General features: G+C 72.1%; 20 protein-coding genes. 11 read left to right on the forward strand and 9 right to left on the reverse strand.

Annotation, left to right across the window (positions count from 1 at the left end):
- Positions 1-98: 98 nt before the first annotated feature.
- Positions 99-374 (reverse strand): hypothetical protein, encoded by a 276-nt coding sequence (locus tag J2X68_RS28780; protein ID WP_310435503.1) that lies wholly within the window; start codon positions 372-374, stop codon positions 99-101.
- Positions 375-642: 268 nt separating this feature from the next.
- Here J2X68_RS28780 and J2X68_RS28785 point away from each other — a divergent pair, with 268 nt between their 5' ends.
- Positions 643-1,449, forward strand: coding sequence for a helix-turn-helix transcriptional regulator (locus tag J2X68_RS28785; protein ID WP_310435504.1), 807 nt, complete (start codon positions 643-645; stop codon positions 1,447-1,449).
- A 39-nt stretch (positions 1,450-1,488) separates the two neighbouring features.
- On the opposite strand, the gene J2X68_RS28790 is transcribed toward J2X68_RS28785, so the two are convergent.
- Positions 1,489-1,914, reverse strand: coding sequence for a helix-turn-helix domain-containing protein (locus J2X68_RS28790; protein WP_310435505.1), 426 nt, complete (start codon positions 1,912-1,914; stop codon positions 1,489-1,491).
- Positions 1,915-2,206: 292 nt separating this feature from the next.
- Between J2X68_RS28790 and J2X68_RS28795 the strand changes: the two genes are divergently transcribed.
- Complete coding sequence (locus J2X68_RS28795) at positions 2,207-2,851, forward strand: MBL fold metallo-hydrolase (RefSeq protein ID WP_310435506.1); 645 nt, start codon at positions 2,207-2,209, stop codon at positions 2,849-2,851.
- A gap of 46 nt (positions 2,852-2,897) precedes the next feature.
- On the opposite strand, the gene J2X68_RS28800 is transcribed toward J2X68_RS28795, so the two are convergent.
- The 3 genes from J2X68_RS28800 to J2X68_RS28810 form a co-directional block, all read right to left on the reverse strand.
- Entirely contained in the window at positions 2,898-3,887 is a 990-nt protein-coding gene (locus J2X68_RS28800; RefSeq protein WP_310435507.1) for an aldo/keto reductase, read from the reverse strand.
- A 321-nt stretch (positions 3,888-4,208) separates the two neighbouring features.
- Positions 4,209-7,178, reverse strand: coding sequence for a glycoside hydrolase family 2 TIM barrel-domain containing protein (locus J2X68_RS28805; protein WP_310435508.1), 2,970 nt, complete (start codon positions 7,176-7,178; stop codon positions 4,209-4,211).
- A gap of 191 nt (positions 7,179-7,369) precedes the next feature.
- Positions 7,370-8,374 (reverse strand): LacI family DNA-binding transcriptional regulator, encoded by a 1,005-nt coding sequence (locus J2X68_RS28810; RefSeq protein ID WP_310435509.1) that lies wholly within the window; start codon positions 8,372-8,374, stop codon positions 7,370-7,372.
- Positions 8,375-8,745: 371 nt separating this feature from the next.
- Between J2X68_RS28810 and J2X68_RS28815 the strand changes: the two genes are divergently transcribed.
- The gene (locus J2X68_RS28815; RefSeq protein WP_310435510.1) at positions 8,746-9,312 is read left to right on the forward strand and encodes a hypothetical protein; all 567 of its coding nucleotides are present in this window, start codon (positions 8,746-8,748) and stop codon (positions 9,310-9,312) included.
- A gap of 255 nt (positions 9,313-9,567) precedes the next feature.
- Here J2X68_RS28815 and J2X68_RS28820 read toward each other — a convergent pair whose 3' ends face one another.
- Positions 9,568-10,761, reverse strand: a complete 1,194-nt coding sequence (locus tag J2X68_RS28820; RefSeq protein ID WP_310435511.1) for a serine hydrolase domain-containing protein — start codon at positions 10,759-10,761, stop codon at positions 9,568-9,570.
- Positions 10,762-11,065: 304 nt separating this feature from the next.
- Here J2X68_RS28820 and J2X68_RS28825 point away from each other — a divergent pair, with 304 nt between their 5' ends.
- Positions 11,066-13,045, forward strand: coding sequence for an amino acid transporter (locus tag J2X68_RS28825; protein ID WP_310435512.1), 1,980 nt, complete (start codon positions 11,066-11,068; stop codon positions 13,043-13,045).
- A gap of 95 nt (positions 13,046-13,140) precedes the next feature.
- Here J2X68_RS28825 and J2X68_RS28830 read toward each other — a convergent pair whose 3' ends face one another.
- Both J2X68_RS28830 and J2X68_RS28835 read right to left on the reverse strand, forming a co-directional pair.
- Positions 13,141-13,317, reverse strand: coding sequence for a hypothetical protein (locus J2X68_RS28830; RefSeq protein WP_310435513.1), 177 nt, complete (start codon positions 13,315-13,317; stop codon positions 13,141-13,143).
- On the reverse strand, positions 13,298-13,438 hold the full coding sequence (locus J2X68_RS28835; RefSeq protein ID WP_310435514.1) for a hypothetical protein: 141 nt from the start codon (positions 13,436-13,438) through the stop codon (positions 13,298-13,300). Before J2X68_RS28835 ends, J2X68_RS28830 begins: the two co-directional genes overlap by 20 nt.
- 165 nt (positions 13,439-13,603) lie before the next feature.
- Between J2X68_RS28835 and J2X68_RS28840 the strand changes: the two genes are divergently transcribed.
- Complete coding sequence (locus J2X68_RS28840) at positions 13,604-13,774, forward strand: hypothetical protein (RefSeq protein WP_020131495.1); 171 nt, start codon at positions 13,604-13,606, stop codon at positions 13,772-13,774.
- Positions 13,775-14,003: 229 nt separating this feature from the next.
- Here the strand turns inward: J2X68_RS28840 and J2X68_RS28845 are convergent, their stop codons facing one another.
- Positions 14,004-15,488 (reverse strand): NAD(P)-binding protein, encoded by a 1,485-nt coding sequence (locus J2X68_RS28845; RefSeq protein ID WP_310435515.1) that lies wholly within the window; start codon positions 15,486-15,488, stop codon positions 14,004-14,006.
- Positions 15,489-15,685: 197 nt separating this feature from the next.
- Here J2X68_RS28845 and J2X68_RS28850 point away from each other — a divergent pair, with 197 nt between their 5' ends.
- The 6 genes from J2X68_RS28850 to J2X68_RS28875 all read left to right on the forward strand — a co-directional run bounded on the left by J2X68_RS28850 (position 15,686) and on the right by J2X68_RS28875 (position 24,713).
- The gene (locus J2X68_RS28850; protein WP_310435516.1) at positions 15,686-16,339 is read left to right on the forward strand and encodes a TetR/AcrR family transcriptional regulator; all 654 of its coding nucleotides are present in this window, start codon (positions 15,686-15,688) and stop codon (positions 16,337-16,339) included.
- Entirely contained in the window at positions 16,336-18,048 is a 1,713-nt protein-coding gene (locus J2X68_RS28855) for a GMC family oxidoreductase (RefSeq protein ID WP_310435517.1), read from the forward strand. Before J2X68_RS28850 ends, J2X68_RS28855 begins: the two co-directional genes overlap by 4 nt.
- A gap of 38 nt (positions 18,049-18,086) precedes the next feature.
- A complete protein-coding gene (locus tag J2X68_RS28860) occupies positions 18,087-18,656 on the forward strand; it encodes an acetoacetate decarboxylase family protein (RefSeq protein ID WP_310435518.1) in 570 nt (189 codons plus the stop codon).
- Positions 18,657-18,799: 143 nt separating this feature from the next.
- Positions 18,800-19,735 (forward strand): chlorophyllase/cutinase-like alpha/beta fold protein, encoded by a 936-nt coding sequence (locus tag J2X68_RS28865; protein ID WP_310435519.1) that lies wholly within the window; start codon positions 18,800-18,802, stop codon positions 19,733-19,735.
- A gap of 255 nt (positions 19,736-19,990) precedes the next feature.
- A complete protein-coding gene (locus tag J2X68_RS28870) occupies positions 19,991-21,196 on the forward strand; it encodes a PP2C family protein-serine/threonine phosphatase (RefSeq protein ID WP_310435520.1) in 1,206 nt (401 codons plus the stop codon).
- Between the two features lie 121 nt (positions 21,197-21,317).
- Entirely contained in the window at positions 21,318-24,713 is a 3,396-nt protein-coding gene (locus J2X68_RS28875) for a hypothetical protein (RefSeq protein WP_310435521.1), read from the forward strand.
- Positions 24,714-24,756 lie beyond the last annotated feature (43 nt).

The following is a 24,756-nucleotide window of genomic DNA, read 5'->3' on the forward strand; positions in this document are numbered from 1 at the left end:
CCTCCACACCTACAACCACCACCGCAGCCACACCGCACTCGCAGGCCAGCCCCCCATCACCCGCGTCAACAACCCTGCGGGTCAATACACCTAGCCGGTCAGCGGTTGGTCCACAGGTTCCAGAGGAAGAAGGATCCCTGAGCGCACTGGTAGCGGTCCCAGTGCCCGCGCTCGATGCCCTGCTGTCCGGCCGTCTGGCAGCCGCCCAGGGTGACGTACTTGCCGCGGTGGACGTCGAGGCCGTCGGCCGCCTGAACGGCGCTCACGTGCCGGGGCGCTTCGGCGGACACGGCGACGGCGGGCGTCGTCGCGCTCAGGCCGAGCCCGGTCACGGCGAGGACGGCGAGAGCGGAAAGCACGGTGCGTACACGCATGGTGAAGGTCCTTTCGGAGGGGGTTCGCAGTCGGCTCGTGCGGCGGGCGCCGACACGGCCATGGCCCCGGCACGCTCACCCTCGGGGGTGATCTGCGCTGCCGGTATGCAGAGTTTGCGCAGGTGGACGGCCCTTCACAACCAGATCCCGCTTGCTTCACCAATGTCGGGACAAATACACTCCTGACCTGCTGGGACGTGTCCGTCCCGGGACATGAAGCAGCCAGCGGGACACACGTGCGGCACCCCTGCCAGGGAGACCCTTTTCGATGACCGGCCGACCACCGGAGCAGGTCGCGGCAGCACGGAGACTGGGCGAGGCGCTGCGGGGCCTGCAACAACGCTCTGGTCACACGCTTCGCGCCCTGGAGACCCAGGTACGCATCAGCGACTCGTCCCTCTCCCGCTACTTCCGGGGGCAGAGCGTGCCCCCTTGGCCGGTCGTGCGGGACCTGTGCCGGTCGATGGGAGCCGACCCCGGCGAGTACCGGGCCCTCTGGGAAGCGGCCGGCCGTACCGACTCCGCCGACGAACCCGCCGTCGACGACACCCCCGGTACGTCACCGCCCCCCGCCCCCACCTGGCGCCATCGGCTGCGCACCCACCTCTCCGGCCGCTGGGCCCTGGCCGCGGCAGGCGCCGCCATCGGTCTCGCGGCCGGTCTTCTCCTGACGCTGCTCGACGTGCGGCACTCCCCCGCGACGCCGCCCGCCCACGCTGCCGCCGCCGGGCCGCAGGGCACCACAACCGGTTACGGCAGCGCCGGGGTGCTCGTCCACAACGCTCAGGAGGACTGCCAGAAGCCCCGCACGCACCAGTGCGCGCTGTCCCTCGCCTACGACCCCTACCGCCCCTACGTGACGGCCAACGCGGCGGACCGCGTCTGGCACCACGACCTGCTCCAGGCCCGGTGCAGGATCGCCGACGGCGTCACCGTCACCGACGAGAAGAAGAAGCACACCAGCATCTGGATCCAGGTCACCCGCAACGGGCGACATCTGTGGCTCCCCGGGATCCGCGTCGACCCCGACAGCCTCAACCAGTTGAGCGTCGTACTGCCCAGGTGCCCGTCGTAGGCGTGGGCCGGGAACAGCGCATCCCGGCCCGGACCGACCTCACTTGGCTTTCAAGCGGGTGGTCAGGCGTGACAGCAGGGGCAGGGCCGCGGCCAGCGTCTCCCGCTCGCCGGAGTCGAGGACGTCGTCGATGGCGGTGCCGAGCCAGTCCGCTCGGCGTCGGCGCTCCTCCGCGAGACGCTCGCTGCCCGCGGGCGTGAGGCGGAGCAGGAGCTTGCGGCCGTCGCTGGGATGCGGCTCCGCGTGCACCAGGCCCTGGCCGAGGAGTTCCTTGACCGCTTTGGCCGCCGACTGGTGGCTGACTCCCCGCTGTTGAGCGACGTCGGCCGTGGTCATGGGGCCGCCGCGATCCAGGTAGCCCAGGACGGCGGCCTCGCCGGGCGGCATCGTGTCGGCGGTGCGCACGGCCCGCACGAGCTGCCCGATGGTCAGGCGAAGATCTTCGGCCAGCCGCTTGTCGTCCATGACGTCACCCTACTCAGGCTGACCAACCGGGTTGTACACCTTAGGTGCATGGTTTCCCGAACGTGCTCGCCCACCGCCCGCCCACCCCGCCCCGCCCGCTCTGCGACCCACACGCCTGCACGCCTGCATCCCCGCACATCCGCACGGCGGCGCGCCCGCCTGTACCCCATCCACCCGCACCCCCCACCGCCCGCGCGACGGCACGTCCGGTTGCCCCCCTCTCCTCGGATTCAATCTACAACCTAGGTGTACAGTTTAGCTGTAGATAGTTGCTCCTACCGGGAAGGCCCCCGTGAAGCTCACCAAGCATGCCCACGCCTGCGTCACGCTCGAGAAGGACGGGACTCGCCTGGTCATCGACCCCGGCACCCTCACGCCGGACGCGGCGGAGGCCGTCTCCCAGGCGCACGCCGTGCTGATCACCCATGAACACTTCGATCACTTCGACGAGAAGCTCGTCGCCGCCGCGCTCGGAGCGCAGCCCCGGCTGCGGGTCTACGGGACGGCCGCCGTCGCCGCCGCCCTCGGCAGCCACGACGGCCGCGTGCACGTCGTCACGGCGGGCGACACCTTCGACGTCGGCTCCATCACCGCCACGGTCCACGGCCACCGCCACGCGCCGATCCACGCCGACATCCCGTGCCCCGACAACGTCGGCTACCTCCTCGACGACGGAACCGTCTACCACCCCGGCGACGCCTACTTCGCGCCCGACGCCCCCGTGCGCACGCTCCTGCTGCCGACCAGCGGGCCGTGGACCAAGCTCGGTGAGGCCGCCGACTATGTCCGCGCCGTCAAGCCCGAGCGCGTCCTCCAGATCCACGAGCTCATGCTCAGCGAGCTCGGCCGGCAGTCCACCGCGAACCTGCTGGGCGAGAACGGCCTGACCGGCAGGCCGATCGACTTCCTGGAGCCCGGCACCAGCGTCCAGCTGTAGGACCGCGGGCCCCGGGCTCCGGAGAGCGGGCACGCCTGCGTCGGCGCTAGCGGTTGACGGAGCGCATTCCCGCCTCGTCGTACCGTTCACCGGCCGCCTCGGGCAGCTCCGCGTCGATGCGGGCCAGATCGTCCTCGGTCAGCGTGATGTCCACCGCGCCGGCGTTCTGTTCCAGGTAGGTGCGGCGCTTGGTGCCCGGGATCGGCACCAGGTCGTCGCCCTGGGCCAGCACCCAGGCGATCGCCAACTGGGCCGGGGTCACGTCCTTCTCGGCGGCGATCTCCTTCACCTTTGCCGCCAGCCTCAGGTTCGCGGCCAGGTTGGCGTCCTGGAAGCGCGGGTTCTCCCGGCGCCAGTCGTTCGCGTCCAGCTCGTCCGGCGAGCTGAACCGGCCGGCGAGGAAGCCGCGGCCGAGCGGAGAGTACGGCACGAAGCCGATGCCCAGCTCACGGCAGGCGGGCAGGACCTCGTCCTCGACGTCCCGTGACCACAGCGAGTACTCGCTCTGCACCGCGGTGATCGGGTGCACGGCGTGCGCGCGCCGGATGGTCTCCGCGCTCGCCTCGCTCAGGCCGATGCCCCGCACCTTGCCCTCGGCGACCAGCTCGCCCAGTGCGCCGACCGTCTCCTCGACGGGTACGTTCGGGTCGACCCGGTGCTGGTAGTACAGGTCGATGTGGTCGGTCCCCAGCCGCTCCAGGGAGCCGTGGACCGAGCTGCGGACGTGCTCGGCCGAGCCGTCCTGCGGGCCGACCGTGCTGATGTCGCCCGGTACGGCGTCGTCCATCCGGTAGTTGAACTTCGTCGCGATCACGTACTCGTCGCGACGCCCCCGGATCGCCTCGCCGACGAGCGATTCGTTGGTGAGCGGCCCGTACATCTGGGCCGTGTCGAGGAAGTTCACCCCGAGGTCGAGGGCGTGCCGGATGGTCGCGATCCCCTCCGCCTCGTCGGCGGATCCATAGAAGGCGGACATACCCATGCATCCCAGGCCGATGGCCGATACCTGGAGGTCCCGCAGACTGCGCTTCTGCATGCCGTGTCCCAGCCTTTCTCTGCCTGCTCGTACGTCGTTCGGACCACGAAGCCCTCCATCCATCTAGCGACGGATTCCCGTGCCCGGCATCCCGTGGAGCGGGCGGGCGACAAGGGCTCGCGCTGTGCCGTGTCTGCGACGCTACGACCTGGAGTGCACTCCAGCGCAAGCCCGGCAGGCGGGGCTGAGCGAGCAGCTCGACGACCGGCGGCTCGAACGGATCGGACGCCGCGACGGCGTCCGCTCCGCCGATCCGGCCGTCGGCGCCAGGCCCACCGGCGCCGCACGGAGGCCTCCGTGCGGCGCGGAACCGTCGGCGGATCAGGTCAGGCGCAGCCTGATCGTGCGGGATTCCGGGCGCAGGGCGAACTCGGGCCACACGTCCGGGCCGCACGCGCGCGAGCCGAGCCCGTGCTGGGCGGCGTCGACGATCAGACGGGTCGTCGTCGAACTCGGCAGCTCGAACGGATGTCCCGCCCGGGCGATCTCCTGAGGCGTGTGCCGGCCGAGGGTGAAGCCGGGGCGGCGACCGCGCGTGTCGGGAAGCGCCTCGATGCGCAGCACCGCGGTGTCGGCGCAGGTCAGCGTCAGCCGACGCAGTGCGGAGCGGTGTCCGGTCTCCTGGGGACGCGCGTAGTCGACCGACAGGTCGTCGACCGTGGCGGAGAAACGTCCCGTACGTGCCGCCCGCAGGCTGTCGGGGTAGGACTCGTGCGGGCCGAGGCCGAACCAGTCGGCGCCGTCGACGGGAGCGTCGCCGTCGGGCAGGTCGAAAGCGATACCGATCCTCGGCCACACCGTGTGCCACCCGCGCGAGGGCTCGGTCTCGACCCGCAGTTCCACCTCGCCGCCCTCCAGCGACCAAGTGGACTCGGCCATCACCCACGATCCGGAGTTCGCCGCCGAGACCTTGTCGACCGTGCGCAGGGCCCCGTCGGCGTGCTCCACCGACACCCGGCGCGTGGTGAGCCGGTCGAGTCCGTCGCGCCGCCAGAGTTCGGCGTGGGAGACTCCGGCGACACTGGCGTCGCTCTCCCCCACCTCGCCCCACGCGCCTTCGTCGTTGTCGGTCGGCGCCCGGAACAGTTCCAGTCGCGGGCCCGTCACGGGGCGGTCGCCGAAGCGCGTGAGGGAGCCGCCGGCGAACTCGGCGCGGCCGAGCGTCAGCGTCCCGTCGCCGGGCCGCCAGCCGGCCCGGGCGCGCGCCGCCCGCACGGGACGGTGGGCCGAGCGGTCCAGCTGGGCTTCCGCGATCACGTGCCCTTCGTCCGCCCAAGCGGTCCCGGCCGACAGCACCGCCTCGACGGTCAGCCAGGTCTCGGCGTCCGGCGCCACCACGGTCTCGGGCAGCGGGACACGCGCCACCTCGCCCGCCAGGACGGCCGGGACGTCCAGGCACCCGGAGTCGACGGATGCGCCGTCGTGCTCGACCCGCCACCGGAAGCGCAGGTCGGACGTGTCGGCGGTGTGCCGCAGGTTGGCGATCCTCACCTCGTCGCCGTCGAAGGTGAAGCGGAGCGGCTGGACGACGGCCTTGAACTCGTGCAGGCTCGGCGTCGGGACGTCGTCGCTCAACAGCATGCCGTCCATGACGAAGTTGCCGTCGTGCACCACCTCGCCGAAGTCGCCGCCGTACGCGTAGTAGGGCGTCCCGTCCGCGGTGGTCGTCAGGATGCCGTGGTCGCGCCACTCCCAGACGAAACCGCCGTGGAGTCGCGGGTACCGGTGGACGAGCGCCTCGTACTGGTCGAACGCGCCCGGTCCGTTGCCCATCGCGTGGGCGTACTCGCACAGCAGGAACGGCTTGGTGCGCTGCCGGGCGCCCTGGGCGGGAGTGCAGTTCAGCAGGGGGGCGCGGGATCCGTCGGTGCCGATCTGCTCGGTCTCGGGCACCGAGGCGTACATGCGCGAGTAGACGTCGGTGTACTCGCCGGTGTAGTCGCCCTCGTAGTGGACGGGGCGTTCGGGGTCGCGGGCGTGGACCCACGCCGACATGGCGGCGAGGTTGCAGCCGGTGCCCGCCTCGTTGCCGAGCGACCAGATCACGATGCCGGGGTGGTTCTTGTCGCGTTCGACGGTGCGCTCGATGCGGTCGAGGTAGGCCTCGCGCCAGGCCGGGTCGTCGCTGGGGTTGCCGACCCAGTCCAGTTTCTCGAAGCCGTGCGTCTCGAGGTCGCATTCGAGGACGACCCAGAATCCGAGTTCGTCGGCGAGGTCGAGCAGCCGCGGGTGCGGCGGGTAGTGGCTGGTGCGGATCGCGTTGACGTTGAACCGCTTCATGCGGGCCAGATCCTCGCGGGCGTGCTCCTCGTCGAAGACGCGGCCGCGCAGCGGATGGGTCTCGTGGCGGTTCACGCCGTGGAACACGACGCGGCGGCCGTTGACGAGGAACCGGTCGCCGCGGATCTCGACCGTGCGGAAGCCCGCCCGCAGGGTGACGGTCTCCGCGGCCGTCGACACGGTCACGTCGTACAGGCGTGGCTGTTCGGCCGACCAGGGGTCCACGTCGGCGATGCCGAAGGGGGTCACGTCGGCCGGGGCGGACCAGGTGCGCTCGACGCCGAGTTCGGGGATGCGCAGGGTGACCGGGTAGGCGGTCGGCTCGGCGGTGATCTCCATGTCGACCCGGCCGTGCCCGTCGGCGAACCCGGTCCGCAGCCAGACGTCCTCGATGCCGCCGGCCGGGCGGGCGATCAGGGTGACGTCACGGAATATGCCGGGCAGCCACCACTGGTCCTGGTCCTCGAGGTAGCTGGCCGCCGACCACTGGTGCACCCGTACGGCGACGACGTTGTCGCCCGGGCGCACCGCGGACGTCACGTCGAACTCGTGGGCGAGCCTGCTCCCGGCGGCGCTGCCGATCTCCACGCCGTTGACCCACACCCGGAAGAGCGACTCGACACCGTCGAACCGCAGCAGGACGCGCTCGGCGTCGGACCAGTCGGCGGGCATCTCGAAGTGGCGGCGGTGGTCGCCGGTGGGGTTCTCGTCCGGAACGTGCGGCGGGTCGATGGGGAACGGGAACTGGACGTTCGTGTAGATCGGACGGCCGTGGGCCCCGTCGCCCTCGAGCACCCAGTGGGAGGGGACGGTCAGGTCGTCCCAGCCCCGGTCGTCGTGGTCCTCGGCCGCGAAGTCCTCCGCCACGGACGCCGTGGGCGACAGCCGGAACCGCCAGGTCCCGTTCAGCGAGAGGGTGGGCGCGTCGGAGTGCAGCCACGACCGCGCGGGGCGGAGCGCGCCACGGCCGGGGGCGCGGTCCGGAACATGGGCGGAGAACTCGGAGAGCAAGAGGGCACGACCCTTTCTGAGGCTTCTCGGGTCTTCCGTGAGCGCTCCCGTGAACGTTCACGGGAGCGCTCACGGAAGGGCCTGCAGGACTGCTGCGGACGGATCTCGACGTGCGGGGCGGAATCGTCGGAATTTTGCGCTCCGGCGCTGAGCCATGTCAAGACATGCGATGCGGGGGCCCGTCCGGGACGTCAGGCCGACCCGCTGAGGCGCAGCTCCGCGTGGACGACCAGTTCGTCGGCCTCCAGCGGGTCCAGCCCCGCCAGCAGCCGCGCCACCTGCTCGATGGCGAGGGCCCCGAGCTCTCGCGTGTCGAGCGCGACGCTGGACAGCGGGGGTTCGACGAGCGCTCCGAGCTGGAGGCCGTCGAAGCCGATCACCGCCAGATCCCGCGGGACGCCGCGGCCCAGCCTGCGCGCCTCCCGGAGGGCGCCGACGGCGATGATGTCGTTGAAGGCGAACACCGCGGTCACGTCGGGATGAGCGGCGAGCAGGGTGCGGAGCGCCTCCCCTCCCCCGTCGGCCGTCTGGTCGGCACGGCTCACCAGGCCGGCGTCGAGCCCGTGCGCCTTCGCCGCCGCCGTGAACCAGTCGTGCCGGATGCTCGGCTCGGTCCGCGCGTGGTGGTCCAGCATGCCGATGCGGGTGTGCCCCTTCGCGACCAGATGCGCTACCGCGTCGTGAACGCCCTTCTCCCCGTCGATCCGGATCGAGCTGAACCGCGTGCCGCGGCCGTCCCGGTCGATGAGCACCACGGGCATGCCCCGGGTGTACGACTCCAGTTCGCTCTCGGAGCAGCCGAAGTAGCCGATGACCGCGTCCACCTGCGAGGTGATCACCTGGAGTGTGGCGCGTTCCTCCTCCGCGCGGTCCGCGGTGTCGTACACGACCACCTGCCAGCCACGGGTTCTGGCCGCCTCGAGGGCGGCCGCGGCGACCTCGGTGAAGAACGGGTTGAGCAGGTCGGGGATGACGAGCCCGATGGTCATGGTGTCCTGGCGGACCAGCCCCCGGGCGAAGCGGCTCGGACGGTAGCCGAGCGCGCGCGCCGCGTCGAGCACGCGCTGCTTGGTGTCGCCGTCGATCTCGCCCTTGTCGTTGAGCGCCCGTGACACGGTCTGTCGGGACACCCCGGCGGACCTGGCGACGTCGTTGATCGTGATCTTCCGGGGCTCGGCCCCCGGTGTCGACACCATCGCCCACCTCCTTCTTCTCTTCCCGCGAACGCCGGCGCGTGCGCAGAGCCCGAGTATGCACGGACCGAAGGGCCGGGCGAGGCCGGGCCCTTCGCGGCCGGGCGGGACGGTGCCGAACCCCTGAGGCACCCATGCGATCATCCCGCGTCTCCCGGTGCGCCGTTCCTCCCAGCCGGCGTCATCGGTGATCTTTTCCGCCCGTGCATCGGTCACCGCCCGGCGGACGGCGGACGGCGGACCTAGATTCGGCGCCGGATCCGCGCGGCACGGCGGGGCGTCAGGGGCCGCGCCGGGCGAACGGGACCGCCGTCGCGCGCCCGCGATCACCGTGGTCCGGGACCCCCGGGCCTCGCAGAAGGGGGAGTCTGCTCATGACATTCATCGACAGGACGCTCGGACGGTTGTCACGCCGGGTGGGCGTCCTCGCGGCCGCCGTCGTCACGGCCGCCGCGTCGGCGCTGGTGGCCGCTCCGCCGGCCTCGGCGGCCACGTACCAGTACGACTGCCGTCGGCTGGTCGGCTCGGGCTCCTACGCGAACCCCGTCGCCCTGGGGAACGTGACCGGACGGACCGTCGTCGCGGTCGACTGCCCACCCCTCACGTCCGCGCGCGGCAACGTCCGCCGGTACTTCAGCTTCACGCTCACCCGGCCCGCGCGCGTGAACTCGTACGCGGGCGCGTCCTTCGCCCTGGACTCGACGCGGAGGTCCCCGGTCCACCCCTCGCTGAGCCGGGGGCCTTACACGATCCTGCACACCTGGGCGGGCGTGTGGACGTACAACCGCGGTGTGGTCAACGGGCGTTGTCTGCCACTGGGGCCGCTGCCCGGCGGCGGGGTGCTGCCCGCGGGCGCCTACCGCCTCGACTTCCAGAAGCTGGACTCCGCGCTCAACTCGTTCAGCACTCCGTGGTTCAACGTGGTCGTCTCCCTCTCCTGAACCGCGCGGGCGGCGACGACACGACGGCCGGGCACGCCGGACCGTCGGCCCCGCCGCCCGCCGGACCGGCCGGTTCCCCCGCGCCGGCCGGTTCCCGGGCGCCGCGTGTCCTGCCTCGTCCCTGACCGCGGCGGACACGACAGCGTCACGGCGACGCAGTTCGCCGACGGGTTCGCGGCGCCCCGGCACCCTCGTCGGGGCACTCCGGACCACGTCCGCCTGGTCCACTCGCGAGGACGGCGCTGCTGCGGCCGCTCACTTCCCGTCGCGCAGCAGCGCGCAGACGAAGTTCTCCTGGAGGGCGCGCAGCCGCGCGAGCCGAGCGGGATCGTCGGTCCCGTTGATCTGGCTCGTGATCGAGAACGTCAGGGAGCGCCGGCCGTCCGGTGTGGCGGCCACCAGTTGCGTGTAGCCGGGGAAGTTGCCCGTGTGGCCCAGCACGACGCCGCAGCGTGTCGTGTAGCGGAAGATGGCGAGTCCGGCGGCGTTGCGCCCCGGACCGGCCGGCTGGGAGGCGCCCGCGATCCACCGGCGCTGCTCCCTCACGGCCTTCTTGCCGTAGAGCGCGCCTGAGGCGTAGCCGCGGATGAAGCGGGTCATGTCGGCCGGGGTGGAGACGATGCCCCCGGACGCCCACGCGCCGGAGGCGCTGATGAGCTCGCTGATGTCCTGCGGAGACGCCGGGTCGCTCACGTCGTACCCGTGCAGGTACGGCTCCGGCATGCGGTACCCCTGGGGGAGGCTGGTGCGGCGGAGCTCCAGCGGCCGGTAGACCAGGCGGCGCAGGAGCTGCTCGTACGGGGTACCGGTGACCGCTTCCGCCATCAGGGCGACGGCGATGTTGTCGGAGTTGGAGTACTCGTACCGGCTGCCCGGCCTGAACCTCAGGGGCTCGTCGGCCACGTAGTCGAGCAGGCGGCGGGAGTCGAAGCGGTGGCGCGGGTCGGCCACGACCACGGCGGTGAACCCGGGGTCCTGCGAGTAGTCCGGCAGACCGCTGGTGTGGTGCAGCAGCTGGCCGAGCGTCACCCGGCCCCAGGCCGCCGGGAGCTGCGGAAGGCGCTTGCGCAGGGTGTCGTCCAGGCTCAGTGCGCCGCGGTCGACGAGGGACAGGGCCACCGCTCCGCTGAAGGCCTTGGCCGTGCTCGCGATCCGCATGTGGTCCGTCGCACGCGGCGCGCGGCCCGTTGCCAGATCCGCGACGCCGGCCCGCAGCACGCGGGTCCGTCGCTCGTCGCGCAGCACGGCGATGAGTCCGGGCGGACCGCCCGGCTCGCTCACGAACCGGTCGATCTGACGCTGCAGGCTGCGGTCGTCGTCCGTCGACCCGGCGGCCGTGGTCGCGGTGGCCGGTACCAGTACCGCCAAGGAAGCGGCTACGAGGGCGAACGTGCGTCCGAGACGGGGCCGCAGGACGGCACGAGGAGGCCGAGCGGGGCGCAGAGGCATGGAGGCTCCTGAGGGTGGGCGACGGCGGTGCAGGTCAAGCCTCACCGGCCTCGGGCGCCGGCGCCGCTTCCCGTTGCTGCAAACAGACCAGTCGGCCATGGGTGGTCGGGTCGCCGGCCCCGGCGCCTCATTTCTCCCGTGATCAGCACGCACACCGGATGAGCAGCGGGGCAGAAGAGCGGGGACGCGGGCTCTCCGCCAGGTCGTCGTCCCGGTGGGGCGAAGGCTCCGGAAGGCCGCATACTCAGTGATCGTCGCAAAGCCGTGGGGCCCTGTGCCGAGCGGGTCGAAGGGTGTGGGGGATATGACCGACGTGAACGATCTGGCCGCTGTGGACGTGGTGGAGGATCCGGCCGTGCCGGAGCGCCAAGGCGGCGCTCTGGCGCAGTGGTTGCTGCGACACCGGGTGCAGGCGGTCAATCCGGCGGCGGAGACGGGCGCCGGTGAGTCGCATGCCTGGTGGAAGGTGATGTGCCTGACCGGTGTCGACTACTTCTCCAGCCTGGCCTACGTGCCGGCGATCGCCGCCCTCGCGGCCGGTGCCGTCTCCCCGCTGGCCACGCTTCTGCTCGTGGCGCTGACTCTCGTGGGGATGCTGCCGATGTACCGGCGGGTGGCGGGCGAGAGTCCCCACGGGGCCGGCTCGGTGGCGATGCTGGAGGACCTGCTGCCGTTCTGGCGCGGCAAACTGTTCGTCCTGGTCCTGCTGGGTTTCGTGGTGACCTCCTGGATCATCACCATCACCCTGTCGGCGGCCGACGCCTCCGTGCACCTGGTGGAGAGCTCCTACGCCCCGCACGCTCTGCAGGGACACGAGGTCGTCATCACCGTGGCGCTCCTGGTGCTGCTCGGCGGGGTGTTCCTGCTCGGGTTCAGCGAAGCCGTGAGCGTCGCCATCCCCCTCGTCGCCGTCTTCCTCTTGCTCAACGCGGTGACCGTCGGCGTCGGGCTGGTGGACGTGTTCACCAGCCCGGATGCCTTCTCCGCGTGGACCGGCGCGCTCACCGAAGGCCGGGGAGTCGGTGACCTGGCAGGACCCGCGCTGCTGGCCTTCCCGCTGCTGGTGCTCGGGCTGTCCGGATTCGAGACCGGCGTGAGCATGATGCCGCTCATCTCCGCCAAGGGCGAGACCGCCGAGCAGCGGCTGAAGTCCCGCATCCGCAACGCCCGCAGGCTGCTCACGACGGCCGCTCTCGTGATGAGCGTCTACCTGATCGCCGCCAGCCTGGTGACCACCGTCCTCATCCCGCACAAGGAGTTCGAGTCGGGCGGCGCCGCCAACGGCCGGGCCCTGGCCTGGCTGGCCCACGAGCACGTCGGGGAGGCCTTCGGCACCGCCTACGACATCAGCACCATCCTGATCCTGTGGTTCGCCGGCGCCTCCGCGATGGCCGGACTGGTCAACATCGTCCCGCGCTATCTTCCGGCTTACGGCATGGCGCCCGAATGGGGTCGCGCGGTGCGCCCCGTCGTGCTGGTCTACACAGCCCTGTGCGTCATCATCACCATCGCCTTCGACGCCGACATCGACGCCCAGGCCGGCGCCTACGCCACCGGCATCCTCGCCATGATGGTCTCCGGCGCCTTCGCCGTCACCGTCTCGGCTCTGCGCCGCCGTCAACGCGCTGTGTTCGTGGGATTCGCGACGCTCACCGCGGTGCTGCTCTACGCGCTGGTGGCCAACATCATCGACAAGCCGGACGGCATCACCATCTCCGCGATGTTCATCGTCGGCATCATCGTCATCTCGCTGGTCTCCCGCATCTCACGCACCACCGAACTGCGCGCGGACAAGATCGTGTTCGACGAGGCCGCCCGCCGGTTCATCGCCGACACCCTCGCCCACGACAACGCCATCAACATCGTCGCCAACCGCCGCGAAGCCGGAGACGGCGCCGAGTACGCCGACAAAGAGCGCGAACAGCGTGCCATCAACCCGGTGCCCGGCCTCGCGGACATCCTGTTCCTGGAGATCGACGTCGTCGACCCCTCGGATTTCAGCGAAACCCTCACCGTCCACGGCGTCGAGATCGATGGGCACAGGGTCCTGCGAGCCGAAGCGCCCGCCGCGCCGAACGCCATCGCCGCGATCCTTCTCACGCTGCACGACACCACGGGCGTCCAGCCGCACTGCTACTTCGCCTGGGCCGAAGGCAGCCCCCTGACCCACATGTTCCGCTACTTCCTCCTCGGCCGCGGCGACACCGCCCCCGTCACCCGCGAGATCATCCGCCGGCACCAGCCCGACCCCGCCCGCCGCCCCGGAATCCACGTCGCAGGCTGACAGGGGCGGCGAGGGCGGGGCTCCACCGAGGAGAATTCGTGGGCGGGTGTGCGGCGGCGGCTCCCTCTTTCGCCGGAGCCGCCCTCGCCGATCAGTCAGTCCGGACAGGCGCGCGTGAAGTGCCGTACCCGCAGTGGGGCGAGCAGGTACTCGTCCTCACCCGGCAGCACCACGGGCTGGTCGCGCCCGTGCTCGCCGGCGGAGCCGATCAGATCCTGTTCGCTGCGCCGGCGACTGACGTACAGCAGCGCGTCAGGCGGCGCGAACAGCACCTCGTGGTTCGACCAGCCCCGGACAGCGGCCGGGGAACTCGCGCACCGCCTCGACGATCATGTCGTGGAACGCCTCGAACCGTTCAGGACGTACGCGCGCCTCACTCACCCTGATGATCACGCTCGTCAGGGTGTCGCGCGGACAGCGGGGACGCCATCGTGTCCCGGTCGGGCGTCGCGCCGGTCCCGGACGTTCCGCTTCCCCCAAGAACCTTCAAGAAACCAGGTGAATCGGCCGCGTGTTCTGGGATTCACCGGGCACCAGAAGCGATGGAGGTTGATAACTATGGTTCCCCTGCTTCTCGTTCTTCTGCTGGCCCTGATCCTCTTCGGCGCGGGCTTCGCGCTCAAGGCACTGTGGTGGATCGCCGTCATCGTGCTGGTCGTCTGGCTGCTCGGCTTCGTCATGCGCAGCGCGGGCACCGGCGGCCGCAAGGGTCGCTGGTATCGCTGGTAACCCGTCCGACCAACCGACTGTGGGCTCCGGGAACACCACCCGGGGCCCACAGCCATGTCCGGTGTCCGGTGTCCGGCGCTCCGATCGGCCTCGCAGAGGGGCGAACGCACGCGAGATCTCCGGTGGTTCCGGCGCGGGATCGGCGGTCGGCGGGATCGGCGAGGGCGCCGGATCGGCGGTCGGCGGGATCGGCGAGGGCGCCCGACCGGCGGAGAACGATGGCCTGCCGCTACCGCGGCACAGCCCTTCGCTTGCGCTCCTTGGCCAGTTCTCTCAGGTAGGCCCGCGCGTCCACCTGGATGGTGTGGCGGCTGGAGGCGACGTAACGCCGGGCCGTTCGGTCGCGGTACGCGCGGATCTCGTCGAGCATCTCTTCCCGTCCGGGCAGCGCGCAGCCGCCCTCCAGCAGGTCGGCGACCCAGTGGGACTGGGCCTCGGCCAAGGGCATGATGGCGCCGAGCGGCTGGACCAGACCGATGAAGTACAGCCCGGGTCGATCAGGCGCGGCAACCCGGTGGTAGAGCCCCGGATCGTTGTCCTTGAAGTCGATCAGCCCGTCATCGAGGAAGGGGAACGCGATGTCGTACCCCGTGCAGTAGATGATCGTGTCGATCTCCTCGACACTGCCGTCGTCGAAGTGCACATGGCCGGCGTCGGCCTTCCGCGGCGCGGGTTTCACGGTGATGTCACCGTGACTGAGCCGGGACAAGAGGTCGTCGGAGATCGTCGGGTGGGCGGCCAGAACGCGGTGGGCGGGGGTGGGCAGCCCGTAGTCCGCCAGTCGGCCCCGGCTCAGTCTCAACAGGAGCTGCAGGCCGCGGTCCTGCACGGCGAGGGGCGCCTTGGCCAGCCAGGAGTGGGTCAGGTGATCGGTGGGCGTGCCGAACAGGTGCTTGGGCAGTATGTGCGCACCCCGGCGCATGGCGAGAAACGTCCGCCGGGAGACGCGTGAGGTCTCCACGGCGATGTCGCACGCCGAGTTCCCGATGCCCAGCACGAGGACCCGCCGGTCGGCGAACGGCTCGGGTACGCGATAGTCGTGCGAGTGGATCTGGACGCCCTCGAACGCCGAGACTCCCGCGATGCCGGGTCGCGGCCAACGCGGCTTCCAGTGGTGGCCGTTGGCGACGAGGACGGCGTCGTAGACGCCGGTCTCGTCGCCGTCGCCGACGTCTCCGCCATCGTTGTCGCCTCCCCCGTCGCCGAAGCCTCGGCCTGCACCGTCGCCTCTGCCGTCCCCGTCGCCTCGGCCGTCCCCGTCGCCGCTGCCATCACCGTCGCCGCCGTCCAGCCTGCCGCCCGTGCCGGCCCTAACACCCGAGTCACCCGTGCCACCCGTGACGCGGGGGCGTGAGGTCACCGCCCACTTGTCCCCGGCCGGGACGACCCCGACCACCTCGGTGCGGAACCTGATCGACGGGCGCAGCCCGAAGTGGTCCACGAACGCGTCGAAGTAGTGCGCTATGTGGGCGTGGCCCGGATACACCGGATACGCCTCCGACATGGGAAAACTGGCGTACTCCATGATCTGGCGGGACGTGTTGATGTGGAGCGAGCGATACGCGGACGACTGCCCGTTGTCGTTCATGTAGCGCCAGTTGCCGCCGACCTCGGATCCCAGCTCGAAACAGTCGTAGGCGATGCCTCGTTCGGCGAGAACCTGACAGGCGGCGATCCCGGAAGAACCGGCCCCGATCACACACACCTTCTGCATGCCGACCTCCTTGTGACCAGCCGGTCATATCACTGGCCGACCACAGGCTGGACGGCTCGCCCCTTCCTGTCAATGGGTGCGCGAATCCCTCGACTTCCTCAACTGCCTTGACTGTCAGAGTCGTTGACATCCCGTGGGGAAGGCCTCCACCATGACCGGGCGGTCACATGACCGCCCGGTCACGCGGAGGAGTGCCCATGCCCACGCCCACCTGGACCCGGCTGTCGCCGGCCCGCCGCGAGCGTGTACTGGTCGCGGCGATGGACGAGTTCGGCACCCACGGCTACTCGACGGGCAGCCTGAACGTCATCGCCCGCGAGGCCGGAGTCGCCAAGGGCTCGCTCTTCCAGTACTTCTCGGGCAAGCTCGATCTCTTCACCTACGTCGCCGAACAGACCTCGCTCCGGATCTACGCGCACATGCGGCCCTGGCTCGACGACTACGACGGGACCACGGACTTCACCGCCCATCTCGTCGACGCGTTGGAGGCCTGGCTCGACTACTTCGCCGGGCAGCCGCTCGAACGCGGGGTGACCGCGGCCACGAACATGGAGATGAACCCCGCCGTACGGGACGCGGTCCGGGTACCCGTGAACGCCATCTACCTGGCCGGGCTCCGTCCCCTCCTGGAGCGGGCCGTCGCCGCCGGGCGCCTGCGCAAGGACGCCGACCTGGACGCGCTGCTGTCGCTCCTGCTCGTCCTCCTGCCCCACCTCGCGCTCCTCCCGCACATGCCCGGACCGGACAGCCCCCTTCCGCTCACCGCGGTCCACCCCCAGGTGCGGCGCGAGAACCTCGAACGCCTCGTCGCCCCGCTGCTGGCCGACTTCGGAGCGAGCGACGACGCATGAACGCCTTCGACTACGACGTCCTCGTCGTCGGATCGGGGTTCGGCGGCAGTGTCAGCGCCCTGCGCCTCACCGAGAAGGGCTACCGGGTCGGCGTGCTGGAAGCCGGCCGGCGCTTCGCCGACACCGACTTCCCGCGGACGTCCTGGCACCTGCGGGACTACCTCTTCGCGCCCCGCCTCGGCTGCACGGGCATCCTCCGAGCGTCCCTGCTCGGCGACATCCTCGTGCTGAGCGGCGCCGGTGTCGGCGGCGGCTCCCTCGGCTATGCCAACACCCTCTACGAGCCGCCGGCCGCCTTCTACGAAGGCTCGCACTGGTCCTCCCTCACCGACTGGCGTCGCGAGCTGGCCCCCTACTTCGCGCAGGCCCGGCGCATGCTGGGCGTCGCGCCCAACCCGGTGTTCACCGAAGCCGACCAGCTGCTCAAGGACACCGCCCGAGACCTGGGCCGCGACGACACCTTTCGCCCCACCCCGGTCGGCGTCCACTTCGGCCCGGCCGGCGCCGCACCCGGCGCAGAGGTGCCCGACCCCTACTTCGGCGGCGCCGGGCCCGCACGCAACGCCTGCCTCCACTGCGGCGCCTGCATGACCGGTTGCCGACACAACGCGAAGAACACCCTGCCCAAGAACTATCTCGGCCTGGCCGAACGGGCCGGCGCGCGCGTCATGGAGCGCCGCACCGTCACGGGCGTCACCCGCGCCGGCGACGGCTGGGCCGTCACCTCCGTCCGCACCGGCGCCGTCCCGCGCAGACGACGACGGACGCTCACGGCACGCCACGTGATCTTCGCGGCCGGCGCGCTGGGCACCCAGCGCCTGCTGCACACCCTCAAGGGCGACGGCTCGCTCCCCGGCATCTCATCCCGGCTGGGACGGCTGACCCGGACCAACTCGGAGGCCATCCTCGGAGTCCGCGCCCGAGCGCGCGACGCGGACCACTCCCGGGGCGTGGCCATCACCTCGTCCGTCCGGCTGGACGACACCACCCACGTCGAGCCGGTGCGCTACGGCCGCGGCAGCAACCTGCTCGGACTGCTCGGCGCGATGCTCGTCGACCCGGTGCCGGGACGGTCCCGCCTCCTCGTGGGACTCGGCGTCATGGCACGCAACGCCCGCCGCCTTCCCGCCCTGCACAACCCTCGCCGCTGGTCCCAGCAGACCGTGGTGCTGCTGGTCATGCAGTCGGTCGACAACTCGGTGACCACCTACCTGCGGCGCACCCGCACCGGACGGCGCCGCCTCGGCAGCCGGCCCGGCGAGGGCGCCCCCAACCCGACCTGGATCCCCGCGGGACACCGCGCCGCCCGCGCGGCCGCCGACCGGATCGGCGGTGAGGCCTGCGGCACCTGGGCAGACCTCTTCGACATCCCCACCACCGGTCACCTCATCGGCGGCTGCACCGTCGGGGACAGCGCCCGCACCGGCGTCGTCGACCCCTACCACCGTCTCCACGGCTACCCGGGACTGCACGTGGTCGACGGCTCCACGATCTCCGCCAACCTCGGCGTCAATCCGTCGCTCACCATCACCGCCCTCGCCGAACGGGCGACCGCCCTGTGGCCCAACGAAGGAGAGTCCGACCCCCGCCCCGCCCCCGGCCTCCCGTACCGTCGTGTCACACCCGTCCCACCGCGCAGGCCGGCCGTTCCGGCCACCGCCCCGGGCGCTCTGCGCCTCCATCCTCCCCACGGAACGGACGCGGCATGAATCCCTACCCGGATGCGCCATGGCACCTGGCAGGACAGATGTATCTGTCTCTCTGGCTGGTGCCGCGCGCGGAGCTTCCCCCCGCCGCGCCCGGCACCCGCCACCTCACCGTCGCCGGCCGCGGCCTGGTCGGCGCGGCCTGGGTCGTCTACGAGAACGACAGCGTCCTGCGCTACGACGAACTGCTGCGGGCGGTCCTGGTGCGGGACGGAGCGCGAGCCCGTGTCTGCATCACCGACATCTGGGTCGACAGCGAGATCTCCCTGGCCGGGGGCCGCGCGCTCTGGGGCATCCCCAAGGAGATGGCGCTCTTCGAGGTCCATCGAGCGGACGGCGTCTCGTGCGCCGCCAAGACCGGCCGAGGGACGCTCGCGACCGGCCGGTCCACCGAGCGGGCCGCCCTGCCCGGTCGCTGGCCGCTGGCCTTCACACTCGCGCAGACGCTCAACGGCCGGATCAAGACCAGCCGGGTCCGCGGTCGCGCCGCCCTGCGCCTGGCGCGTGCCGAGTGGACGGCGCCGGCCGACAGCCGACTCGGCGCGCTCGGCCGCCGCGCTCCCCTGATCAGCCTCACGCTGCGTGACTTCACCTTGCGCTTCGGCGGCTGAGCTCCTCCCGTTCGGCCCAGCAACCGGTTCGGCAGCCGGTTCGGCAGTCGGCCTCTGCTCGCCTCGGTTCAGCCCCGGCGCCCGGAACCACGGAGACGTACCACCGGAAATCACTGTTTCCTCCCCCCAGAAAAGGTGATCTCGTGTTCCGTACACTCCTGCGGTCCATGACCGCGCTGCTGCTGACCGCGGCAGCCGCCTTCACCCTCGCACCGGCCGCCCAGGCGTCGGACCCGGCGACCCCGGTGCGCGCGGCGGACCCCTCCACCACAGGGTCGTACCCCGTCGCCTACACCGATCTCACGGTCTCGGCGTCGGGCCGCTCGTACAGCGCACGCGTCTGGTACCCCGGCACGACAGCCGGGGCGAACGCGCCGGTCGCGTCCGGCGCCCACCCCGGCCTCGCCTTCGGGCACGGCTTCTTCCAGGCGATCACCCAGTACGAGAGCCTGCTCAAGCACTACGCCTCCTGGGGAATCATCACCGTCGCGCCCAAGTCCCAGGGCGGGCTGTTCCCCAGCCACTCGGCGTTCGCCGACGACCTGAACGCGGCACTCACCTGGCTCACCACCCAGAACGGCACCACCGGCTCCCGGTTCGCGGGCGCGGTCAGCACCGGCCGGCTCGCCGTCTCGGGGCACTCGATGGGCGGCGGCGCGGCACTGGTCGCCGCCAGCCGGAACCCGGCCGTCAGGTCCGTCTCCACTCTCGCGGCCGCGGAGACCAATCCGTCGGCCGTCAGCGCTTCCGGCGCGCTGAGCATCCCCGTCCAGTACGTCGGCGGCAGCGCCGACAGCATCGCGGGTGTCGCCGACAACCAGCAGAAGATGTACGACGCCAAACCGGCCGCCACCCAATTGCGCGTGATCACCGGCGGGTTCCACTGCGGATTCGAGGACAGCTCCGGCTTCGGCTGCGACAGCGGAACCATCACCCGGGCCGCGCAGCTCAAACTGACCTACGGAGTCACGACCGCGTGGCTCCTCTGCACGCTCGGCGTCGACTCCTCCCTGTACGACCAGGTGTGGGGCGCCGCCGCCCAGAACCTGGCCGGTGTCGTGTACTCCGCCAAGCCCTGAGCACTGCCGTGCCGCGCGCCGGCCGGTCACCGGCACCCGTCCCGCATGACGGGAGGGACCCCCTGACCGCCCCGGCGCGCTGAGCACGCGTCGTGCGGGCGGCCCCGGAGGCGCAGGCCTCAGGGCCGCCCGCACGGTCACCGACGCTGACGGCCTCCTCGGGCTTCCCGGCCTGCGCGGGCTCCGCCGAACGCGGGGTGATCGGAGAGTGGCGGATCCGTTCCACGCCCGCTACATCCCGATAGGATCCGAATTATGACCACGTCAGCACGGCTCCGACGCCGCCACCGTCCCGACGGCGGCCAGCGTCGGGCCGTACTGATTTCGCCGGTGCTCGTCACCGCGGTCATCGCCGCCCTGGCCTTCGCCACTCCGCGGGAGATCGCCTTCAGCCGCCTCCTGCCCGCGGCACCCGCTCTCGCGGCCGCGCTGTGGCCCGTGCTCCCGACGATCCTGCTGGGCGCGCTCTGCCTGCTGATCATGATCGGCGTCAGCTTCTTCCACTCCGATCTGGGAACGCCGTACACCTCTGCCGCGATCGTGGCGGTCACCTTGGCCGCCGCGTACGCGAGCCATCTCCGACTCCAGCGCGAGGAGACGCTCTTCCAGGTCCGACTCGTCGCCGACGCGGCCCAGAAGGTGCTGCTGCGCCCGCTGCCGCACCGGATCCAGGGCATCGAGATCGAGTCGCTGTACCGAGCCGCACAGGAGCAGGCACGGATCGGTGGCGACTTCTACGAGGTGGCCGACACGCCGTACGGAGTCCGCCTGCTCATCGGCGACGTACGCGGGAAGGGGCTGTCGGCGGTGGGGGCGGCCGCGGCAGTGATCAACTGCTTCAGGGAGAACGCGTACGACCAGCCCGACCTCAGGGGGCTGATCCGACGCCTGCAGATCACCATGACCCGCTACAGCGCCGCGATCCCCGCAGACGATCAGCAGGAGCACTTCGCCACGGCTCTGATCACCGAGATCCCGTACGGCGGCGGGCATGTCAAGGTCCTCAACTGCGGTCATCCGCCGCCGGTGTTCGTGCACAGCGGCGAGATCCACGTTCTCGAGCCGACCCGTCCCTCCACCCCCCTCAACCTCGCGACACTCCTCGGAGACCACTATTTCGTGGACAGCGTCGCCTTCGTCCCCGGCGATCAGATGCTGCTCTACACCGACGGCGTGACGGAGACACGGGACCGCGGCGGCAGGTTCTTCCCGCTGCCGGACTGGATGCGCCTGCACGGCGCGGCCGCGCCCCGTGAGCTGCTGACCCAGCTCCACAGGGACCTGCTGCGCTACGGCGGCGGCAGGCTCGACGACGACATCGCGGCCCTCGCCGTGCGCTGCGGGCCAAGCTCGGCGCAAGCGCACCAGAAGCACCAGGAGCACCAGGAGCACCAGGAGCACCAGGAGCACCAGGAGCACCAGCGTCCGTCTTCGAACGGTACTGGTCCAGAACGGGAATGACGCACCGGGTGCCGTCCGGCAGTGCGGCGGGGGGCTCGCGCCGTGCGGTCCGCGCCCCCCTCAAGGGCCGACGCGGCCTTATTCGATCGCATGATCCAATCCCGGCGGGCACAATCGGCGGATGCCGACCACCGCGGAGCACCTGCTCTCCGCCCTCGAACCGCTGTCGTTCCCCGCACGCCTGACGCTGACGGCGCGGACCGCGCGCAGGCTCGCCGACGACGGGACGCTCGCCCCGCTCCTGCGCGAGCTGGACGTGCGCGGGCCGTACGAGCGGCGGCTCGCGGCGTTGGCGGCCCACGTCGGAGGGGACGCGGAATTCCTCGCGGCGCGGCTGGCCGACCCGGACCCGGTGGTCGCCGGGTACGCGCGGCGGGCGGTGCGTGACCTGGCCGTGCCGGACCGGGCGGTGGAGGCGGCGTACGAGGACGCACCGGCCGTGCTGCGGCAGCGGCTGGCCCGGCTGCTCGCCGCGGGAGCCCGGACCGCGCTGGCCGAGCGGCTGGTGGGGCGACTGCGCGCGGAGTGGGGCGACGCCGAGGCCGCGCGACTGCTGCCGGCCTGCTCCCGCCCTTTCGTGGCACGTGAGTTGCCGGGGCTGGCACACGCCGTCGACAACTGGACGCGGCTCGCGTGCCGGCATCCCGACCCGGTGCTGGACCATGCCGAGCAGACCCTGGCCGACCGGGCGGGCGGCCTGCAGCGGGACGAGTGGTGGCGTCTGCACGCCACCACGGTCGCGGCTCTCGCGCCCCTGCGCCCCGAGCGGGTGATGGCGCTGCTGGAGCGGCGCGGCCCCGGCAGCCTCCCGTCCGCGCTCACCAACGCGCTCGGCCCGCTGGTCACGGCCGACGCCGACCGCGTGATCCGCTGGATCACCTCCCCCGAGCGCCAGGTACAGCGCCACGAGCCGATCCCGCCGTCCGGGGTGCTGCGCCGGCTCGTGCGTGCCGAAGCCGCGTCGCTGACCGCGCTGGGCCGTCACTGGCTGAACCGCTCCGGCCACTTCACCGCGCTGGTGAAGGCCCTGGCGCCCGGTCGACGCTCCGCGTTCGTGGACACGGTCGCCGACACGGGGGCTCACCGGGACCTGGCGCTGAGCGTGCTCGACCTGCTGCCGCGCGAGCGCCGGTGGGCGGAAGTCCGGCGTGCGGCGGCCGAGTTCGACGGCACCGGCTACTGGTGGGACGACCTGGACACCCTCGCCCACGGCCCGCTCGACGAGGCACGTCCGGCGCTGCTCGCCGCGATCGGCCGGTCCGACGCCGACGACCGGGCCGCCGCCTGGCCGCTGCTCGTGGCCTGCGCCGCCCGGGACGGCGGCCGGGAGGCGGTCGCCGAACTGCTGACCACGGCGGGCCGCCGGCTGCGCAACGAGCGGGATCCGGTGCGTGCCGGGGCGCTCGGCGCGCTGGCCGAGACCCGCCCCGGGCTCTTCGGCCCCGAGGACGTCCCGCTGCTGGACGCGATCGCCGCGGGCGCGCTGGAGGCGCGGGACAGTTCGGCCGCCACCCTGACGGCGCTGCGCACACTCGCCGTGCGGCTGCTCGTCGAGCACGCCACGGACGAGGCGCCGGAACTGCGGAACTGGGCGCTGCGCATCCTGGAGCGCATCACGAGCCGCGTCGGGGTGCCCGACCTCGGTCCGCTGCACCGTGTCCTTCGGCGGGGGCAGGAGCACCAGGTGCTCGAAGTCCTGCGTCCCTGGCTCGACGCCGGGGCTGGGCGGGCCGACTTCCGGCTGCTGCTGGGCCTGGCCGCCGCGCTGGGCCCGCGTGCCCGACGGCTGCCCGAGCTGCAGCAACGGCTGGCCACGGCCCTGGAACGCGGCGACGACGAGACGTTCCGGGCGGCGGCCGCACTGTGGCTGGCCGCACCGGTTACCCGGGACGAACGGGTCGCGAGCATCGTCGCACTCGAACCGTCGGCGGTCGTCCTCCCGCCCGTGCGGCGAGTGCTGACGCGGCGGCGCACCGACCTGCTGGACGCCCTGCTCGACGGGGCTCCGCCCTCCGGCCGCTTCCTGTTGGACGGAGCCCGGCGCCCGCTGCCGGACCTCGGCGACAGCGACCGCTGGCTGCCCCGCCAGCAGCGGGCGGCGGTCCGGCTGGCCGCACAGGCGGTCGCCGACGTCTCTCTCCCGCTGGACGACCGGGCCGCTCTGATCCGTGCCGCGGCCCCGGTACCCGAGTTCGGGCGGGCTCTGGCGCTGGCGCACAAGGACGACGCGGAGGTGGTCGTCGCCGAGGCCGCGCTCGGCGCCCTGCCCTGGACCGACCGGCCCCACACCGTCCTGTCGGCGCTGCTGGAACAGGCGGGCGGCGACCGGGCCCGGGTCGCCGTGTACGCGGCGTCCCGCGCGGCCCGCTTCACCGCACCGTCCGAACTCGCCGTCGCGCTGGGCGCGTTGCTGACCGGTGAGCGGCCGGCGAAGGTGACCTCCCGCAAGGAGGCCGTACGGCTCGCCGCACGCTTCCTGCCGCCCGGGCAGGCGGTCTCCCTGCTGGCGAGCACCTTCCGGGCACCCGATCGCCACCCGGACGTGCGGGCCGCCGTCGTCCGCGCATTGCCGCCGCTGCTCGGCGAGCCGGAGGCCTGGCGCCTGCTCGACGAGGTCGCGCGCGACGACACCCGGCCCGTACACGAAGCCCTCCTGGCCGTCACCCCCTGGGAGGTGGCCGCGACGCACCGGCGTGCCTACGCCGCGGTGGTCGTCTCGGCGTACGACACGTCTCTGGCCCTCGCGGAGGGTTTCGGGGGCGGCTACGCCCTGCTGCACGCCATGGGGGTGTGGTGCCGCTGCGCACCCGAACTGGCCGTCCGCATCTCGCGTACGGTCTGCGACCTCGGCGCGCGTACACACTGGCAGTACGCGGGCTGGGTGCTGCGGGACCTGGCCGTGTCCGCGCTACCGCATCCCGTGGGCGGCGCCGCGCCGGGCAGCGTGTTCCACGGCGCGCTGGCCGCGTTGCTGGCCGCGATGCACACGGCGGAGGGGGGCTGCGAGGCGTGGGAGGGCCGGGACCTGCCCGCCCTGCAGCGGCTCCGGAACCTGACGTCGTTCGGCCATGTCGACGGTGTGCGGCCCGAGTTGCTCGAAGCGGTCGCGGGGCAGCTGGCGTCGGAACCCCTGCTGGTGGCGGAACGCGTCGCTCTGCTGGGCCAGTTGGTCGATCACACGGTGGAGCCGACCGCACTGCTCGAACGACTGCGCGACCTCGCGGACGCCCTCGACGGAGCCGGGGCGATCGTGGCGGTCCGCACGTCCGACCGGCTGCGGACGTCCTCGGCGTATCGTGCCGTGCCGGAGCGCGCCGAGGCTTTGCTGACCGCGGCCGACCGGTTCGCCCGCGACGGCGGCACCGCGACAGGTCTGCTGGCGGTCGGCATCGTGAAGGGAACGGGCGGCGCGCTGGGCTGGCCCGACCCGTGGCGGTCGCTGCTGCGCCTGCTGCGGGGCCACCGGAACGCCGACGTCCGCCACGAGGCGCACCGGACCATGACCGAGAACGAGTGACCGCCCCGCGCCGGGGCACGGCGCAACCAGGGGACGGGGGAAG

This window comes from Streptomyces sp. 3330 (genome assembly GCF_031456635.1).
Taxonomy (GTDB): domain Bacteria; phylum Actinomycetota; class Actinomycetes; order Streptomycetales; family Streptomycetaceae; genus Streptomyces.

Coding starts and splice junctions, on each gene's coding strand:
- J2X68_RS28780 (WP_310435503.1), bottom strand. CDS start 374: ATGCGTGTACGCACCGTGCTTTCCGCTCTCGCCGTCCTCGCCGTGACC.
- J2X68_RS28820 (WP_310435511.1), bottom strand. CDS start 10,761: ATGCCTCTGCGCCCCGCTCGGCCTCCTCGTGCCGTCCTGCGGCCCCGT.
- J2X68_RS28850 (WP_310435516.1), top strand. CDS start 15,686: ATGCCCACGCCCACCTGGACCCGGCTGTCGCCGGCCCGCCGCGAGCGT.
- J2X68_RS28785 (WP_310435504.1), top strand. CDS start 643: ATGACCGGCCGACCACCGGAGCAGGTCGCGGCAGCACGGAGACTGGGC.
- J2X68_RS28855 (WP_310435517.1), top strand. CDS start 16,336: ATGAACGCCTTCGACTACGACGTCCTCGTCGTCGGATCGGGGTTCGGC.
- J2X68_RS28790 (WP_310435505.1), bottom strand. CDS start 1,914: ATGGACGACAAGCGGCTGGCCGAAGATCTTCGCCTGACCATCGGGCAG.
- J2X68_RS28810 (WP_310435509.1), bottom strand. CDS start 8,374: ATGGTGTCGACACCGGGGGCCGAGCCCCGGAAGATCACGATCAACGAC.
- J2X68_RS28845 (WP_310435515.1), bottom strand. CDS start 15,488: ATGCAGAAGGTGTGTGTGATCGGGGCCGGTTCTTCCGGGATCGCCGCC.
- J2X68_RS28825 (WP_310435512.1), top strand. CDS start 11,066: ATGACCGACGTGAACGATCTGGCCGCTGTGGACGTGGTGGAGGATCCG.
- J2X68_RS28800 (WP_310435507.1), bottom strand. CDS start 3,887: ATGCAGAAGCGCAGTCTGCGGGACCTCCAGGTATCGGCCATCGGCCTG.
- J2X68_RS28870 (WP_310435520.1), top strand. CDS start 19,991: ATGACCACGTCAGCACGGCTCCGACGCCGCCACCGTCCCGACGGCGGC.
- J2X68_RS28860 (WP_310435518.1), top strand. CDS start 18,087: ATGTATCTGTCTCTCTGGCTGGTGCCGCGCGCGGAGCTTCCCCCCGCC.
- J2X68_RS28840 (WP_020131495.1), top strand. CDS start 13,604: ATGGTTCCCCTGCTTCTCGTTCTTCTGCTGGCCCTGATCCTCTTCGGC.
- J2X68_RS28875 (WP_310435521.1), top strand. CDS start 21,318: ATGCCGACCACCGCGGAGCACCTGCTCTCCGCCCTCGAACCGCTGTCG.
- J2X68_RS28815 (WP_310435510.1), top strand. CDS start 8,746: ATGACATTCATCGACAGGACGCTCGGACGGTTGTCACGCCGGGTGGGC.